The following is a 17,509-nucleotide window of genomic DNA, read 5'->3' as shown; positions in this document are numbered from 1 at the left end:
GATAAGTTAAAAAAAGAATAGGTAGCTCACATCTACCTATTCCCACATCCCACATATCTATGACACCCGAAGTGTCCTTTTATCTATTATATCACATCTTTTAGAAATTGAACCAATGAAATAAAAAATCAAAAAGACGGAAGTGATGCCTTACGAAATAGTCACGATTTGGTATAATAGAATAAAAGATAAAACTTAAAATTGAGGTGTTTTTTATGAGCAGAATAAAACAGTTAAATCGTGAGCTTACAAGAATTGTAGATGTGCTAATAAGGGAATATCAGCCTGAGAAAATAATATTATTTGGTTCATTAGCAACAAAAAAAATAAATGAATGGAGTGATATTGATTTAATAGTCATAAAGGATACTAATAAATCTTTCTATGAAAGATTGGAAGAAGTTGTTAAAATTGCTAAGCCTACTGTTGGCACGGATATTATAGTGTATACCCCAAAGGAAGTAGAAGAAATGAAAGAAAGTATATTTTACAGTGAGGAAATATTAAAGAAGGGAAAGGTTATTTATGAAAGAAGCAAAACAATGGCTTGACTTTGCTATGGATGACCTTGATTCAGCAGAAATTATGTTTAAAGCAGGCAAATACAATATGGTCTGCTTCTTTTCACATCAAGCTGCGGAAAAAGCTTTAAAAGCATTTTTGGTAAGTCAGAAACATAATCCTCCTCGAATTCATAATTTAATAGATCTTGTATTTGTACACAATATGATAAAACTTTTGAAGATTTTTTATCTAAAGTCCAAGTATTAAACCAGTTTTATATTCCAACAAGATATCCTACTGCTATGCCAGGCACAACAGCTTTAGGAATGCCTGATATTAAAACAGCTGAAAAAGCAATGGTGTATGCTAAGGAAATCTTTTCTTATTGTAAGAGTGCAATTTGGGGTTCTGCATAAAATACAAAAGTACGTTCATAATTGAGAGCGGTTCGCTAATGTGGTACCATTCTTATACAAAGGAAATGCTGGTGACATATGTTTCTACCAAAGTTTCTGTAAAGGAGATGAAAAAAGCGATTATTTTGAGTTAGAGTATGAAGTGTAATATCTCTCTCCTTTTAAAGCTGTTCACATCACCGCCAATAGGCATGATGTGGACAGCTTTTTTGTTATTCATTAGACTTACTTGTTAGCTTCCGCAAATTGATGTCACTATAAGCAATGATAAAATAACAATATTAACGTATATCTATTGACATTAATATTGGATTGTGATACCTTTAAAAGAGAAATCATATAATTCCTATCTAAATACTCGGAATTAAAAGGAGGCAAAAATTATGTCTGAAAGACAAAACAAAATTTATGAGGATATAGCCCAGCTTATAGGCAATACACCTATGGTTAAGTTAAATAGGATTGTTCCAGAAGACGCGGCAGAGGTCATAGTAAAATTAGAGTCTTTTAATCCTGGTGGAAGTGTTAAGGATAGAATTGCATTAAATATGATAAAAAAGGCTGAGGAAGAAGGAAGATTAAAACCTGGTGGGACAATTGTCGAAGCTACCAGTGGAAATACAGGTATTGGTCTTGCGATGGTCAGTGCTGTAAAAGGGTATAGGTTGATTCTTGTAATGCCTGATACTATGAGTATAGAACGGAGGAATTTACTTTTATCCTATGGAGCAAAGCTTGTTTTAACACCCGGTGCAGAAGGCATGAAAGGAGCTATAAAAAAGGCACAAGAAATTTTGGAATCAAATCCTGACTATATAATGCTAGATCAGTTTAAAAATCCTGCGAATCCAGAAATACATGAACTTACAACGGCAAAAGAAATATTAAAAGATACAAATGGGATAGTGGATGCATTTGTAGCAGGTGTAGGCACAGGGGGAACAATATCTGGAGTAGGGAAAGTTTTAAAGCAATATAACAAAGATATAAAAATTGTTGCAGTAGAACCAGAGGAATCTCCTGTATTGTCAGGCGGCGAACCTGGACCTCATAAGATACAAGGAATAGGAGCAGGATTTGTTCCTGATACACTAAATCTTGACGTTATCGATGAAATTATAAAAGTAAAAGAGAGAGATGCTTTTGAGATGTCAATGAAACTTGCAAAACAAGAAGGAATTCTTTGCGGTATTTCCTCCGGGGCAAATGTTTTTGCGGCAATTGAAGTTGCAAATCGCCTCGGGAAAGGAAAACGAGTTGTAACAGTACTACCTGATACTGGGGAAAGATATTTAAGTATGCACAAATTTTTTGAATATTGAATGCCATAATGAATTTAATCCTGTTCATTGCTTTAGTTGTATAACTGCCAGGATAAATAGTATTGAAGGAGTAGTTTTAGAAAGTTTTGGCTATAGAAAAAAGAGAGTGTAAAATTTGCACTCTCTTTTTTTACAGATTATTTTGCAGAGTAATAGCATCTTTTAGGAGACATTATTAAATCTTCTTTTTTTAATTCTTTAATAGCCTTTTCAACTTCTTTTTTGTCAAGGCCTGATTTTTCCACAATATTACTAGGACGCAGTTGTGGCATCCATTTTATTTTTCCTCCTTAATACACATTACAATTTTATATTGATTACGATTCCATTATGATATCAATTCTTATTTTTGACAAAGACTTCTAAAATAATTTTTTAATGATAAAAATTTCAGCGCGAGCGTACCTTAACTTGGCAATTTCTAATGCTTCATTATTAGGATCTGTATCGTTTATATTTTACAAAATACTTTTTAATTTATTGTATTCTTCTACTGTAATTTCTCCCTTGGCTAAATGTATATCAAGTATTTTCTTTGGTTCATTCGCTTGGCAATCTTTAAATTCCTTTCATTGAAATTATTTATCAAAAAAATTGTTAACCTCTTTTCAACTTTATTTTAAAAACTAGCTTGGAAGTTGTATTTTAGTTTTTGGATTAGAAATTGAAGTTTTTGAAAGGAAGCAAAAATTATTATATAATAAAGTATGAACAATTATTCATATATTAAAACAAGGAGGAGATACCTATGAAAAGAGAGGGCAGCAAAATCCCAATCTGCGAAGTTAGCGTAATACATGAAGATATTATAAATAAAGTAAAAGAAGCTATGCCAGAGGAAACAAAACTGTATGACCTTGCGGAATTATTTAAAGTATTAGGAGATACTACAAGGATAAAAATTCTTTATGCATTATTTGAATCAGAAATGTGTGTTTGTGATATTGCTGTACTTCTTGGTATGAGCCAGTCTGCAGTTTCTCATCAGCTTCGGATACTAAGGCAAAATAAGCTTGTTAAATTCAGAAAAGAAGGGAAAGTGGTTTATTATTCTTTGGCGGATGACCATGTAAAGAAAATATTTGAACAGGGTTTTGACCATATTAATGAGTAAATCAGGAGAGGTGAATACTATGCAAAATAATAAAAGGCCTTTTGAGAGGTTTGGTTGTGGAAGTTGTACCCGAGGTGCAAAAGAAAGTTTTCTTAACGCAAATTGTGATTCTGATAGTTGTAAGCTTTCTTTTGAGAATGATGACTCTGATAAAGTATACAGGAGAATCATTCAATATGGGATTTCTGCTATCTTGTTTGCAATAGCATTGCTATTTAATTTATTGGGTTATATCAAATTTACCTTATTTTTCATAAGTTATATAATCGCAGGAGGAGATGTTGTCTTAAAAGCTACCAAAAATATTTTGAAAGGGCAGATTTTTGATGAGTATTTTCTCATGAGCATAGCGACAATTGGTGCTTTTGCTATTGGAGAGTATCCTGAGAGTGTAGCCGTAATGCTTTTTTACCAAATTGGGGAACTTCTGCAGGATATTGCTGTTGACCGTTCGAAAAGGTCTATTAAAGAGTTAATGAATATTCGTCCCGATTATGCCAACTTAAAAATTGGATATGAAATAAAGAGGGTTTCACCACAAGAAGTAAGACCGGGAGACGTCATCATAGTAAAGCCTGGTGAAAAAATACCACTTGATGGGAAAGTAATCGAAGGGGAATCGATGGTGGATACTTCTGCATTAACAGGAGAATCTGTTTTAAGAGAGGTTTATAAAGGCGCGGACGTTTTAAGTGGCTTTATAAATAAAAATGGACTTCTCACAATCGAAGTAACCAGAGAGTTTGCAGAATCAACTGTTTCAAAAATACTAGGACTTATTGATGAGGCTAGCAGTAAGAAAGCTCCTACAGAAAAATTTATGACAAAGTTTGCTAAATATTACACTCCTATTGTTGTTTTTTTGGCATTGATTATTGCAGTAATTCCTCCTTTAATTATACCAACAGCAACCTTCAAGGAATTTATATATAGAGCACTTATTTTTCTTATTATAGCGTGCCCCTGTGCACTGGTGTTGTCAATTCCTTTAAGCTTTTTTGCTGGTATAGGTGCTGCCTCAAAAAATGGCATCCTTGTAAAAGGAAGTAACTATTTGGAAGCGTTAAGCGATGTAGAAACTGTTGTATTTGATAAAACAGGTACCCTTACAAAAGGGGTATTTAAGGTAACGGAAATTAAATCTGTAAATAGTATAAGTAGGGATGCGCTTTTGGAATATGCGGCATATGCCGAAAGTTTTTCAAATCATCCTATAGCAGAATCCATTTTAAAAGCCTATGGGAAAGAAGTAGACAGATCTAAAATAAAAAAGTATGAAGAAATTTCAGGAAATGGCGTAAGAGCAAATGTAGAAGGAAAAGAGGTCCTTGTGGGCAATGCTAAATTAATGAAGAGGGAAAATATTGATTGTGTTACCGGTGACTCAACAGGTACTATCATCCATGTGGCTATAGATAACAAATACTGTGGCTATATCCTTATATCCGATGAAGTAAAAGAAGATTCCTCAAAAGCTATAGAAAGTCTCAAGAAGATGGGCATTAAAAGGATTGTCATGCTTACGGGGGATAACAAAACTGTCAGCGATAAAATCGCTGCTTCATTAAGGATTGGTGAAGTGCATTCACAACTTCTTCCAAATGAGAAAGTTGGCGTACTTGAGAAATTGTATGCTGACAATAAAAAAGGCAAGCTCATATTTGTCGGTGATGGCATAAATGATGCACCGGTTTTAGCGAGATCTGATGTGGGTGTTGCAATGGGTGGAATCGGGTCAGATGCTGCTATAGAGGCAGCCGATGTAGTTTTAATGACAGATGAACCGTCAAAACTGGTAACAGCTATAAAGATATCCAAAAGGACAAAGTTAATAGTATGGGAAAATATTCTTCTTGCATTAGGAGTAAAAGTAGTGGTTTTAGCACTTGGCGCTTTAGGGGTTGCTACAATGTGGGAAGCTGTGTTTGCCGATGTAGGTGTTACACTCCTTGCCGTCCTTAATTCCTTAAGATTGCTTAATAAAAAATAAAAATATTATTAATTTTTAGAAAAGGAGGATCTGAATTATGGGTTTGTTTGGAGCTAAGGGTGGGACTATCGTCATAAATGTTAAGGGGATGACATGTAACCATTGCAAAATGTCTGTTGAAAATGCACTAAAGAAGTTAAATGGGGTATTTAAGCTTTGTTGACCTTGATAAAGGGAATATTACGGCAACATATGACCCTGCTAAAGTTTCTGTGGATGATATGAAAAAGCAATTATTGATACATGATATGAAGTGTAATACCTATTAAAAAATTTAAAGTGTAAAGTAGGAGGATGTTTTGTGGAATTTGTAAAACATCAGTGTTAACTTTTCTAAATAATTTACAACTGCCTAAGGAAAAGATATGTTGGGCGGCTTGGTACCGCCCATTCAGTTTAATAAGGAATAGCAATTTGGATACGTAAATGCACCTATTGATATTGAGATAAGATTGTGATACCTTAAAAAGAGAAAATTTATAATTCTTATCATAATACTCAAAATTAAGGTTCAAGGAATAGGAGCTGGATTTATTCCTGACACATTAAATCTTGACATTATCGATGAAATTATAAAGGTAAGAGAGATACTAAGAAGTAGAAAATAATAGAGAGAGGCGATTTTTGTGGATAGAATTTATTTAGACAATGCTGCGACTACAGCAGTTGATAAAAGGGTATTAGAGGCGATGTTACCATATTATAGTGACATTTTTGGTAATCCATCTTCACCGTATTCATATGGTCAAGAAGCGAAAAAAGCTATTGAAGAAGCGAGGGAAAAAGTAGCAAAAGCACTAGGGGCAGATTCTGACGAAATATATTTTACCAGTGGTGGGTCTGAGTCTGATAATTGGGCATTAAAGGGTGTAGCATATGCGTTAAAAGATAAGGGAAATCATATTATTACAACGGAAATCGAACATCATGCAGTACTTAATACTTGCCGATATCTTGAAAAAGAGGGATTCAAAGTAACATATCTTCCGGTTGACGAATATGGAGTTGTAAAACCTGAAGATTTAAAGAAGGCAATCACAGATAAAACAATCCTTGTTTCTGTAATGTTTGCCAATAATGAGATAGGTACAATTGAACCAATTGAGGAGCTTGTCAAAATAGCTCATGAGAAAAATGTATACTTTCATACTGATGCTGTGCAAGCAGTTGGTAATATACCAATAGATGTAAAAAAATTAGATGTTGATTTATTATCTCTATCTGCCCATAAAATATATGGACCTAAAGGCGTGGGAGCATTATATATAAAGAAGGGTGTAAAGATTCATTCGTTTATACAAGGTGGAACACAGGAAAAAAATAGAAGAGCGGGCACAGAAAATGTTCCAGGAATAGTAGGACTGGGGGAAGCGATAGAGCTTATCACGAAAAATTTGGATTCTCATATAAATAAACTTACATTTTTAAGAGATAAACTTATAAATGGAATATTAGAAAAAATACCATATGTGAGGTTAAACGGGCATCCAACAAAAAGGCTTCCAGGCAATGTTAATTTATCATTTGAATTTATAGATGGCGAATCCCTTATTTTAAACTTAGATATGGCAGGAATATGTGCTTCAAGTGGTTCAGCATGCACTTCTGGCTCATTGGAGCCCTCTCATGTGCTTCTGGCAATTGGGCTCTCAAAAGAATTAGCTCGAGGGTCATTAAGACTTACAATAGGTAAAGATAACACTGAAGAAGATATAGATAAGGTTTTAGAAGCACTTCCACAAATTGTTAAAAGATTAAGGTCAATATCACAGATTGTATGAGAGAATGATTTTGGCTAGGTGCAAATGTAGCAGCTATAGGGGGAGGAGCGATGGCTTTTAGCTCAGTATTAGTTGTTTTTGTTCCTTTTTCCTCTTTACTGTACTTCGATTTTTCCACTACGGGTGTTTACAATCCACTGGCATATGAAAAGTCTTAATCCACTTTTGCTGCTTTTTCTTGTTCACTTTTTAAGTATTTTCAGCCTTTCCTCCGGTTCTTATCCCTGTCTCCTATGTCTTTCGCTCTGTCTACCTCCTGGCAACACTTTTGAGTGTGAGGAGAAAAGATAAAATAATTGCATTCTTTCTGAACCATTCGGATAGCCTCGTCTGGAGGCAACGGTTTGCTGAAATAATAACCTTGAACTTTGTCGCACCCGCTCTCTACAAGATAATCAAGCTGTTCTTTTGTTTCCACACCTTCGGCAGTTACTCCGAGTTTCATCCTGTGTCCCAAGAAAATAATTGCATCAACAATAGCCTTATTTACTTCTACCTTTATATTACTAACAAACGACCTGTCAATTTTCAAACCATCAACCATAAATTTTTGGATGTATTTGAAAGAACTATTTTCCGTTCCGAAATCATCTATTATTATTTTGACACCTACCTCTTTCAAGCGATAAAGGTTTCTAGCTACCGTATCCATTGCTTCTATAAGGACGGTTTCAGTAATCTCCAGTTCTAAGAATCTTGGTTCAAGGTCAATCTCGTTTAGTATATCTAACACAACCTTTGCGAAATCAGGCTGCTGCAGCTGATGTACTGAAACATTCACCGAAACGCTGAAACCGGAATATCCCATATTAAGCCATTCTTTCATTTGCCTGCAGGCTGTCCTTAACATCCATTCACCTATAGATATTATTTGTCGTGTTTCTTCAGCAATTGGAATAAAATGAATGGGGCTGATCAGTCCTTTTTTAGGATGCTGCCACCTCAGGAGTGCCTCCATACTCGCCACTTTACCAGTCTTTATATCAACAAGGGGCTGATAGCACAAAAAGAACTGTCCATTTTCCAAAGCCACTCTTAAATCTCTTCTTATTGTATTAGCAACTTCGACTTCTTTCCTCGTAATACTGTCAAAGTATTGAAAACCATTTTTTCCATCTCTTTTAGCCCTGTACATCGCTATATCTGCATTTTTGACTATAGCTTTTTCATTTTTTCCATGGTCAGGATATATGGCAATACCTATGCTAATAGTGACATACAATTCATGATTATTGAACTTTATCGGTTGGTTGAAAAGTTCCAATATTCTGTTTGCCACCTTATTCGTATCTTCAATATCTATTATATCAGGCAATAAAATGACAAACTCATCACCGCCTACTCTGGATACCGTATCTGATTCACGCAGACACGCTTTCAGTTTCTTGGCAATCTTTTTCAACAACCTGTCACCTATATGATGTCCCAGGGAGTCATTGATAGTTTTGAAATTATCAAGATCGAGAAAAAACACTGCAAGTTTTTTCCCATTCCTTTTTGCATTTGCCATGGCAATTTTGAGCCTATCCATAAAAACCTCCCGGCGAGGGAGGTCGGTTAAAGGGTCATAGAATGCCATGTGTTTTAACTTGCTTTCCATCTGCTTCCGTTCAGTAATATCCGTGTGTGACCCTGCCATTCTTATGGCTCTGCCCTCTTCATTCCACAATGCCTTTCCCCTGCTTAGAACCCAAATATATCTACCGTCTTTTGTTTTGATCCTGTATTCGCACAAATAAAAAGGCGTCTTTTTTTCGAGATGATTACGTAGATTATTAATGACTGTTTTAACATCTCTGGGATGAATGAATTTAGTCCATGTTTCACGGTAGTTGTTTACTACTTCTTTATCTAAACCAATAATATCTTTCCATCTCTTGGATATGTATGCCGTATCCGTTATTAAATCCCAGTCCCATAGTCCATCACTTGCTCCTTCAACTACCAGCCTGTAGCGTTCTTCACTTCTTTTCAGTTCTTCCTGCTGCCTTTGTATTTCAATTAAGTTCTGCCTCAACTTTTCTTCCCGGGCTATAAGTTTTTCATTCATGGCGGAGAGCTCTTCCTGTTGAGCCATCAATTTCTCGTTTAAAGCAAGAAGATTACGATTTGTTTCTTCAAGTCTCCTTTCGGCATTCTTTAGGTCTGTAATGTCTATACCAGTGGAAACAATATACTGGTTTCCTTCATCATCGCAAATAATACTATTATGCCACATAATATAAATTTCTTTGCCGTCTTTCAAAACTATTGGATTTTCACATTTGTAATGAATGCTTCTATCTTCAGTATTGTCCAACTTTTCATTTATATGGCTTATCATCTCTCTGGGAATTATTAAACTTGCATCTATCCTTTCTGTTTGTTCTTCGACTGCTATACCAATTACAGCCTGGGCATATTTGTTGAACCAAACTACTCTACCATCCAATGTCCAGACTACTATAAGCATTTGCTCATTTTCAAAAATTCTACTTAAAAATTCTTCTTTCCTTTGAAGATAAGCAATTGATTCCTTTGATTCTTCAATAAAACTCTTATTTTTTTTCTCAATAGGAAACTTCTCACCATTCACCATTAATTTCTCCTTTCTGGACAACTATTCTTTCTGTCGGATGTATTCTTCGAAATAGCAGATTCATGGACGTGACTGCCGACGCTGTGTGATCCAGTTTCTTTTATGAAGATATTTTTGTCCAATTCGATTGTGTTAATCTCTTAACCTTGCCATTAATGGAAACCGAACCATTTGTGGAAATTTTTGCATTATAACGGTCTTTATCTATAAATGCAAGAACTCTTTTTATCTTTATTACCTTAATAGATATTTAAAAGAACAAGTTGGATTTAATCAATTTCGAGTGGACCATATAAAAAATAGGCAACTACTTCGGTCGCCTACTTTGATGACTACAAATTGGCAACCCAGCCGTCATAGCATCTGCATGACTCAGACCTGTAGCTTTGCGCCCTTACCTTTCGGTAGGTTTGCCTCTCTCATAATATCATTTTAGTAATTTAAAAAAGTTATGTTAAGTAGTTCGATGTTTTTTTACATTATTAGCTACTAAATTATTATATTCGACAAAAAAACCATAATTCCTTCGAAAATTAAAAAAAAAAAAAAAAAAAAAAATTAAGAAAATTATTTCAAAAAAATTATCTCAAAAATATTTTAATAAAAATAATCAGCGAAGGCAAAAAGTTTCATAAACTTATATAAACTTATTGATTTTCTTTACATATTATATGATTATGATAGAAAAATTTACAAAGTTTATTTTAATGGTGGTGAGTGAAATGCTTATAGCTATTGATCCAGGTCACGGAGGGAAAGACCCAGGAGTAGTTGTTGGAAATTATAGAGAAAAAGATATAAATCTAGGTATTGCTTTAAAATTGAGGGAGATTTTATTGGACAAAAATATAAGCGTGGTCATGACAAGAAATAAAGATGAAACTGTAGATTTGCAACAAAGGTGTAATATTGCTAATAAGAACAAAGCAGATTATTTTATTTCTATTCATTGTAATAGCTTTACAGATCCTTCCGCAAATGGTACGGAAACTTACGCGTATCCCAGAAGTTTAGCAGGACGAAATTTAGCCCAATATGTACAAAATGAAATAGTAGAAATGTTAAAAACAACAAATAGAGGAGTAAAATATGAAAGTTTTTATGTACTGAAGCGTACTGTAATGCCTGCGATACTAGTTGAAACAGCTTTTATGTCAAATCCACAAAATTTAGATTTGCTTTTACAAAAAACTGAAGTTTTTGCTGAAGCGATTGCAGTTGGTTTAATGAAATTTTTGCAAAGCACAGATTACAAACAAGTAGATGATATTGAAAAATTGCAGATGAAAGGAATTATAAATAAACATTATGACCCTAAAAGTTTTGTCACATGGGGTGAATTTGCTTCTGTTATAATAAAGATATTGGAGGGAACAAAATGAAAGATTTGATTATGACAATTTTGACTGCTGGTGTTCAACTTGTTATAATGGTCGTGCTTGGATATTTGATCGATTATTTAAATACTAAAATTGGTATGGAAAAAATAAAAAGATATTACGAAATTGCAAAAACTTTTGTGCAAGCAGTAGAACAACAAGTAGGGCCTGGCAAAGGACCAGATAAGAAAGCAGAAGTTTTTAATTTATTAAAGAAAGTGATTGGCAATAAGTTGACAGATGAAGAAATAGATAAATTAATAGAAGCGGCAGTTTTTGAAATGAATTATATCTTGAAATTAAAAGGTCTAGAAAGGCGGGCTGCGGAGAATCAGTAAAAGCGTTCCATTAGGAGTGCTTTTATTTTTATCACCTATTACTAATCAAAATTGCAAGAATGCGATTTAAAAATTTCATTAATGTAAAAGATTACAAAAAAGTATGTGTGTAAAAAAGCGATATTATGATAAAAAGTTCGGAATAGAGTTTCATACTAAAAATTATTTTGCAGATTTTATTATTCAAATTGCAACTCACTAAAATTTTTTGTATAATATTCTTATACTTATTATTGTGAGGTGGTATAAGTTGGACTTTTCTCCCATTATTGAGAAGGAAACGGTGGAAGCTATAAATAAAATGAGACTACCAAAAGAAATAAAGGAGATATTAAAAAAATCTCATAAAATAACAATTCCAGAAAGTAGACAACATCTTCTTGAAATTTCTGTTGGAGGAAATAATGACTTTTTTGAAGTTTTTTATGATGTTCCAGGCAAAGGAAAAGTATTAGAAGCGACTGTGGCAAGGTGCAAAAATGGATTAGCAGTTAATTATCCTGAGCCTTATATGAGAAGAAGAGAGCCAGACTGTCTCGTCGTTGCCGATAATGGGGAGACAGATAAGCCAAAATTTATGGAAAGATATGGGTATGATTTTGGCGAGTTAAGACAGAAAACTTTGGAATGGTTAAAAGCTCAGAATCTAATTGTTATGCCTTTTATGTCCGGCGGTGAAGAATACGGTTATCCTTCGCTTTTATTGGCACCTGATAATGCTGGATTTTTTGCTACAGCTCTTGCAGATATCCAAGGATTTATACCTAAAAAGGAAATACCTGAAGATTTTACTCCGAAAGCAATAGTATACTTAGCTCCTCCCTTTAGGCATACTCATTTTAATGGAAAACAAGTAGTTGTGCACAACCGATTAGAAAATCTTCATGAACTTTTTTCGTATAACTTGTATCCTGGACCGAGTGCAAAAAAAGGAATATATGGTGTACTCTTAACAATGGGAGAAAAAGAAGGGTGGATTACTGCTCATGCTTCTGCAGTAAGAATAATTACTCCTTATGATAATATATTGACTATTATGCATGAGGGTGCTAGCGGTGGCGGAAAAAGTGAAATGCTGGAACAGATTCATAGAGAACCGGATGGTTCTATAAAGGTGGGACGCAATTTAGTAACAGGGGATGAAATATATGTAGAGTTGAAAGAGGCTTGTGAGTTGCAGCCTGTGACTGACGATATGGCCTTATGTCATCCTAAATTGCAGCAAGGCAAAAAGTTGGTTATAAAAGATGCAGAAAAAGGTTGGTTTATACGTGTAGATCATATGAATGAGTATGGAACGGACCCTCATTTTGAAAAGTTATGTATCTATCCTAAAGAACCTTTAATCTTTTTAAACATAGATTGTGTGCCTAAATCCACTTGTCTTATATGGGAACATATTATGGATGCGCCTGGCAAACCTTGTCCCAATCCTCGTGTAATTATGCCAAGAAGGTTTATGCCAAATGTAGTTGATGAAGCGGTAGAAGTGGATGTGAGGAGTTTTGGCGTGAGGACTCCTCCCTCTTCAAAAGAAAAACCTTCTTACGGTATAATAGGCATGCTACACTTGCTGCCCCCTGCTCTTGCTTGGCTGTGGAGATTAGTTGCACCGAGAGGTCACGCTAATCCAAGTATAGTAGGAACCAGTGGACTGGAAAGCGAAGGGGTAGGTTCTTATTGGCCTTTTGCAACGGGTAAAAGAGTAATTCACGCTAACCTTTTATTGCAGCAGATTATAAATACACCGGGTACTCGATACATTCTCGTTCCAAACCAATATATAGGGGTGTGGAAAGTAGGATTTATGCCCGAATGGATAGCTCGTGAATATCTTGCAAGAAGAGGAAGTGTAAGATTTAGACCAGATCAAGTTACACCAGCGAGAAGCAGCCTCCTCGGTTATGCTTTAAATTCATTAAAAATAAACGGAAGCTTTATTCCTCGTGAATTACTGCAAGTGAACAAGCAGCCCGAAGTAGGGGATGAGGGATATGACAAAGGTGCAGAGATGCTAAATGAATTCTTTAAAAGAGAATTAAAGCAATTCTTAGTCCCTGAACTTGACCCACTTGGTAAAAAAATTATTGAAACATGTTTAGAGGATGGAACTTTAGAGGATTATATAAAACTTTTGGGAGATTATAGATAATTGAAAGAGCCTGTACATAAGTGTATGGGCTCTTTTTTGTTAGTAACTTTGTATTATATTCTTTTAAAGGGAGGATAAAAATTAACAAAGAGGAGTATTGGCTTATTTTGATATTGAGTCTTTTTATCTTTTCTGTTGTAGTCAGGTATAATCAAACTATAGAAATATTCTTGTTTAAGTTGCAGGACTAATACCTTAAAAGACGAAGTTTCCAAAACCTATATTTATACTGCCTACTACTAATTTCAAGAATTAAAAAATGACCCTAAAGGAGTAAATTTTTAAATTATATTCAACTATTACAAAAAATTTTTAAAAATTACATTTTCTTTAAAATGAATGATAATACTTTTTTGTCAAATAATATATTTTAGTATATGAATGCAAGTTCAGAATTGGTGAGGAGGAAACATATGAAAAGGTCAATGAGGACAATGGACGGAAATACAGCTGCTGCCTATGCCTCTTATGCTTTTACTGAGGTTGCAGCAATTTACCCTATTACGCCTTCTTCTCCGATGGCAGAAAATGTTGATGAATGGGCTGCCCATGGCAAAAAGAACATATTTGGACAACCCGTGAAGGTTGTTGAAATGCAGTCAGAAGCAGGTGCTGCAGGTACTGTCCATGGTTCTTTAACTGCAGGCGCTTTGACAACCACATATACCGCATCACAAGGACTTCTTTTAATGATACCAAACATGTATAAAATAGCAGGAGAGCTTTTGCCGGGGGTTTTTCATGTAAGTGCCCGTGCTATTTCTGCCCATGCCCTTTCTATATTTGGTGACCATCAGGATGTTATGGCAGTAAGACAAACAGGTTTTGCACTTCTCTCTTCTTCAAATGTTCAAGAGACTATGGATATGGGTTTTATAGCACATCTTTGCGCGATAAAATCGAGAGTACCTTTTTTGCATTTTTTCGATGGTTTTAGAACCTCTCACGAAATGCAGAAGATAGAAGTGGTGGAATACGAGGATATTGCAAAGCTTTTGGACTTAAAAGCAGTAAAAGAGTTTAGAGATAGGTCACTTAATCCAGAACACCCTGTTGTAAGGGGTACTGCTCAAAATCCTGACATATACTTTCAAGGAAGAGAAGCTGCTAATAAATTTTATGAAAAAGTTCCTGACATAGTAGAAGATTACATGAAGAGGTACAAAGAGCTGACTGGAAGAGAATATCACCTTTTTGACTATTATGGTTCAAAGGACGCAGAGTATATAATTGTAGCTATGGGTTCTGTTTGTGACACGATAGAAGAGACGATTGATTATTTAACAAAAAAAGGAGAAAAAGTGGGTTTAATTAAAGTACATCTCTACAGGCCATTTTCTGAAAAACACTTTTTTGAGGTTTTACCTGATACAGTTAAAAAGATTGCCGTATTAGACAGGACAAAAGAGCCGGGTTCAATAGGAGAGCCTTTGTACCTTGATGTGGCTAAATTATTTTATAACAAAGATAAAAAGCCCGGCATAGTAGGAGGAAGGTATGGCCTTGGCTCAAAAGATACTACTCCTTCTCAAATTATTGCTGTATATGAAAATTTAAAGAAAGACTATCCAAAAGATCGTTTTACAATAGGAATTTTAGACGATGTGACTTATACTTCATTAGAAGAGAGTGAATTTGTGGAGACAACTCCTGAAGGTACAGTAAGTTGCAAGTTTTGGGGATTAGGTTCTGACGGCACAGTTGGTGCAAATAAATCGGCTATTAAGATAATTGGGGACAACACAGACTTGTATGTGCAGGCATATTTTCAATATGACAGCAAAAAATCAGGAGGTACTACTATTTCCCATTTGAGATTTGGTAAAAAGCCTATAAAATCTAGTTATCTTGTAAATCATGCTGATTACATCGCTTGTCACAACAAGTCATTTATTTACAACTATGATGTGCTAAAAGGCCTTAAAAAAGGCGGTACTTTTGTACTGAACTGCCCTTGGAGTAAAGAAGAACTTGATGACAAACTGCCTGCCTCAATGAAAAGATACATTGCAGAGAACAACATCAATTTTTATATAATAGATGCAATATCAATTGCCCAAGAAGTAGGTTTGGGTGGCAGAATAAACATGATAATGCAGACGGTGTTTTTTAAACTTATAAATATAATACCTTTTGAAGAAGCAGTTGAGTATTTAAAAGATTCTATACAGAAGGCCTATGGCAAAAAGGGTCAGGATATAGTGGATATGAACTTAAAGGCTGTTGACAAAAGCATAGAAGCTCTTGTAAAAGTAGAAGTGCCTGAGGAGTGGAAAAACGCAAAAGAAGGGCAAAAAATTGTAAATCCAGAGCCTGATTTTGTTAAAAACATACAAAGACCTATGGAAAGAAATGAGGGAGACTTGCTTCCTGTAAGTGCTTTTGGCGGCATGGAAGATGGCACATTTCCTACTGGTACGACTGCCTATGAAAAGCGAGGGATTGCGGTACTGATACCTGAATGGCAAATAGACAATTGCATACAGTGTAACCAGTGCTCTTATGTTTGCCCTCATGCAGTAATACGGCCATTTTTATTAACAGAGGAAGAAATGAAAAAAGCGCCTCCAACTTTTAAACTGAAAAAAGCAATAGGAAGAGGATTAGAAGGGCTTTGGTATAGAATACAGGTAAGTCCTTTAGACTGTACGGGATGTGGCAATTGCGCAGATGTTTGTCCAGCACCTACAAAGGCTCTTATAATGAAGCCCGCTGAAGAGCAAATAGAAAAAGAAGCGAGAAATTGGGAGTATGCTGTGACACTTGATGTTAAAGATAATTTAGTGGATAAGACAACTTTAAAAGGCAGTCAATTTGCTAAGCCCTTATTTGAATTCAGTGGCGCATGCCCCGGCTGTGGTGAGACTCCTTACATAAAGCTTTTGACACAGCTTTTTGGAGATAGGATGATGATAGCGAATGCTACAGGTTGTTCATCTATTTATGGGGCAAGTGCACCCTCTATTCCTTATACTACTAATAAAGAAGGGAAAGGACCTGCGTGGGCTAACTCACTCTTTGAAGACAATGCCGAATTTGGTTACGGCATGTTTTTGGCAAATAAGCAGATAAGGGAAAGACTTAAAGATTTGATGAAAGAAGCTATAAATATGCCTATTGGTGATGAATTAAAGGCTGCATTCCAAGAGTGGATTGATGGGATGGAGGATGGAGATAAATCTAAAATTGCTTCTAAAAAGATTTTGGATATTATAAATAGAGGCGGGTATACAGAGAATGAGATAATAAAAGAGATACTTGACAAAAAAGATTTTCTTGTAAAAAAATCTCAGTGGATAATAGGGGGAGATGGATGGGCGTATGACATTGGCTTTGGAGGGCTTGACCATGTTATAGCATCAGGAGAAGATGTGAATATTTTAGTTCTAGATACAGAAGTGTATTCTAATACGGGAGGGCAATCCTCAAAATCTACGCCATTAGGGGTAGTTGCAAAATTTGCGGCAGCAGGTAAGAGAACAAGTAAAAAAGACTTAGGCTTGATGGCTATAAGTTATGGATACGTGTATGTGGCACAAGTTGCAATGGGAGCAAATATGAACCAGACGATAAAGGCTTTTGTGGAGGCAGAAAAGTACAAAGGACCGTCACTTATAATAGCCTATGCTCCTTGCATAAACCATGGCATAAAGTCAGGCATGGGGACAAGCATAATGGAGGAGAAAAAAGCTGTAGAGTCTGGCTACTGGCACCTTTATAGGTTTAATCCAGAGCTTAAAAGACAGGGGAAGAATCCTTTTGTGCTTGATTCTAAGGAACCTAAAAAATCTTTTAGAGAGTTTATTGAAGGAGAGATACGGTATTCTTCACTTAAAAACGTATTTCCTGACATTGCAGAAAAACTTTATCAAATGGCAGAAAAGACTGCAAAAGAGCGATTTGAAAGATATAAAAAGCTTGCGGAATAGAAAGTT

General features: G+C 35.2%; 14 protein-coding genes and 1 riboswitch. Of the genes, 12 read left to right on the top strand and 2 right to left on the bottom strand.

All coding sequences use genetic code 11. The features are described 5' to 3' along the window. The first annotated feature begins 215 nt into the window (after nt 1-215). The 4 genes from TMATH_RS10215 to cysK all read left to right on the top strand — a co-directional run bounded on the left by TMATH_RS10215 (nt 216) and on the right by cysK (nt 2,242). Complete coding sequence (locus TMATH_RS10215) at nt 216-551, top strand: nucleotidyltransferase domain-containing protein (protein ID WP_013150880.1); 336 nt, start codon at nt 216-218, stop codon at nt 549-551. Further along, entirely contained in the window at nt 526-771 is a 246-nt protein-coding gene (locus TMATH_RS12370; protein ID WP_049766022.1) for a HEPN domain-containing protein, read from the top strand. Before TMATH_RS10215 ends, TMATH_RS12370 begins: the two co-directional genes overlap by 26 nt. Next, a complete protein-coding gene (locus tag TMATH_RS12365; RefSeq protein ID WP_332249272.1) occupies nt 714-920 on the top strand; it encodes a HEPN domain-containing protein in 207 nt (68 codons plus the stop codon). Before TMATH_RS12370 ends, TMATH_RS12365 begins: the two co-directional genes overlap by 58 nt. A 383-nt stretch (nt 921-1,303) precedes the next feature. After that, on the top strand, nt 1,304-2,242 hold the full coding sequence (gene cysK, locus TMATH_RS10205; RefSeq protein WP_013150879.1) for a cysteine synthase A: 939 nt from the start codon (nt 1,304-1,306) through the stop codon (nt 2,240-2,242). 137 nt (nt 2,243-2,379) lie between these two features. Here the strand turns inward: cysK and TMATH_RS10200 are convergent, their stop codons facing one another. Then, nucleotides 2,380-2,514 (bottom strand): hypothetical protein, encoded by a 135-nt coding sequence (locus TMATH_RS10200; RefSeq protein WP_049766021.1) that lies wholly within the window; start codon nt 2,512-2,514, stop codon nt 2,380-2,382. Between the two features lie 476 nt (nt 2,515-2,990). Here TMATH_RS10200 and TMATH_RS10195 point away from each other — a divergent pair, with 476 nt between their 5' ends. The 4 genes from TMATH_RS10195 (at nt 2,991) to nifS (ending at nt 7,127) form a co-directional block, all read left to right on the top strand. Then, nucleotides 2,991-3,356, top strand: a complete 366-nt coding sequence (locus tag TMATH_RS10195; protein ID WP_013150878.1) for an ArsR/SmtB family transcription factor — start codon at nt 2,991-2,993, stop codon at nt 3,354-3,356. A 19-nt stretch (nt 3,357-3,375) separates the two neighbouring features. Next, nucleotides 3,376-5,346 (top strand): heavy metal translocating P-type ATPase, encoded by a 1,971-nt coding sequence (locus tag TMATH_RS10190; protein WP_013150877.1) that lies wholly within the window; start codon nt 3,376-3,378, stop codon nt 5,344-5,346. A gap of 37 nt (nt 5,347-5,383) precedes the next feature. Then, a complete protein-coding gene (locus TMATH_RS12595; protein ID WP_013150876.1) occupies nt 5,384-5,509 on the top strand; it encodes a cation transporter in 126 nt (41 codons plus the stop codon). Between the two features lie 463 nt (nt 5,510-5,972). Beyond that, nucleotides 5,973-7,127, top strand: a complete 1,155-nt coding sequence (nifS, locus tag TMATH_RS10180) for a cysteine desulfurase NifS (RefSeq protein ID WP_012995999.1) — start codon at nt 5,973-5,975, stop codon at nt 7,125-7,127. A gap of 199 nt (nt 7,128-7,326) precedes the next feature. Here the strand turns inward: nifS and TMATH_RS10175 are convergent, their stop codons facing one another. Then, nucleotides 7,327-9,705, bottom strand: a complete 2,379-nt coding sequence (locus TMATH_RS10175) for a bifunctional diguanylate cyclase/phosphodiesterase (protein ID WP_013150874.1) — start codon at nt 9,703-9,705, stop codon at nt 7,327-7,329. A gap of 338 nt (nt 9,706-10,043) precedes the next feature. After that, nucleotides 10,044-10,130: riboswitch (cyclic di-GMP riboswitch) on the bottom strand. Between the two features lie 297 nt (nt 10,131-10,427). On the opposite strand from TMATH_RS10175, the gene TMATH_RS10170 reads away from it, so the two are divergent. From TMATH_RS10170 to nifJ, 4 genes are all read left to right on the top strand, one after another. After that, entirely contained in the window at nt 10,428-11,087 is a 660-nt protein-coding gene (locus tag TMATH_RS10170) for an N-acetylmuramoyl-L-alanine amidase family protein (protein ID WP_013150873.1), read from the top strand. After that, nucleotides 11,084-11,422, top strand: a complete 339-nt coding sequence (locus TMATH_RS10165; protein WP_013150872.1) for a phage holin — start codon at nt 11,084-11,086, stop codon at nt 11,420-11,422. Before TMATH_RS10170 ends, TMATH_RS10165 begins: the two co-directional genes overlap by 4 nt. Before the next feature lie 250 nt (nt 11,423-11,672). Next, nucleotides 11,673-13,574, top strand: a complete 1,902-nt coding sequence (locus tag TMATH_RS10160; RefSeq protein WP_013150871.1) for a DUF4914 family protein — start codon at nt 11,673-11,675, stop codon at nt 13,572-13,574. A 413-nt stretch (nt 13,575-13,987) separates the two neighbouring features. Then, nucleotides 13,988-17,503, top strand: a complete 3,516-nt coding sequence (gene nifJ / locus TMATH_RS10155; RefSeq protein ID WP_013150870.1) for a pyruvate:ferredoxin (flavodoxin) oxidoreductase — start codon at nt 13,988-13,990, stop codon at nt 17,501-17,503. Nucleotides 17,504-17,509: the final 6 nt, after the last annotated feature.

The organism is Thermoanaerobacter mathranii subsp. mathranii str. A3, assembly GCF_000092965.1.
In the GTDB taxonomy this organism is placed as follows: Bacteria; Bacillota; Thermoanaerobacteria; order Thermoanaerobacterales; family Thermoanaerobacteraceae; genus Thermoanaerobacter; species Thermoanaerobacter thermocopriae.
Note: the sequence above shows the minus strand (reverse complement) of the source record. Positions and strands in the feature narration are given on the sequence as shown.

Bases quoted from the DNA above. Each gene is read 5' to 3' on its own strand.
- TMATH_RS10215 (WP_013150880.1), top strand. From the start codon at position 216: ATGAGCAGAATAAAACAGTTAAATCGTGAGCTTACAAGAATTGTAGAT.
- TMATH_RS12370 (WP_049766022.1), top strand. From the start codon at position 526: ATGAAAGAAGCAAAACAATGGCTTGACTTTGCTATGGATGACCTTGAT.
- cysK (WP_013150879.1), top strand. From the start codon at position 1,304: ATGTCTGAAAGACAAAACAAAATTTATGAGGATATAGCCCAGCTTATA.
- TMATH_RS10200 (WP_049766021.1), bottom strand. From the start codon at position 2,514: ATGCCACAACTGCGTCCTAGTAATATTGTGGAAAAATCAGGCCTTGAC.
- TMATH_RS10195 (WP_013150878.1), top strand. From the start codon at position 2,991: ATGAAAAGAGAGGGCAGCAAAATCCCAATCTGCGAAGTTAGCGTAATA.
- TMATH_RS10190 (WP_013150877.1), top strand. From the start codon at position 3,376: ATGCAAAATAATAAAAGGCCTTTTGAGAGGTTTGGTTGTGGAAGTTGT.
- TMATH_RS12595 (WP_013150876.1), top strand. From the start codon at position 5,384: ATGGGTTTGTTTGGAGCTAAGGGTGGGACTATCGTCATAAATGTTAAG.
- TMATH_RS10175 (WP_013150874.1), bottom strand. From the start codon at position 9,705: ATGGTGAATGGTGAGAAGTTTCCTATTGAGAAAAAAAATAAGAGTTTT.
- TMATH_RS10170 (WP_013150873.1), top strand. From the start codon at position 10,428: ATGCTTATAGCTATTGATCCAGGTCACGGAGGGAAAGACCCAGGAGTA.
- TMATH_RS10165 (WP_013150872.1), top strand. From the start codon at position 11,084: ATGAAAGATTTGATTATGACAATTTTGACTGCTGGTGTTCAACTTGTT.
- nifJ (WP_013150870.1), top strand. From the start codon at position 13,988: ATGAAAAGGTCAATGAGGACAATGGACGGAAATACAGCTGCTGCCTAT.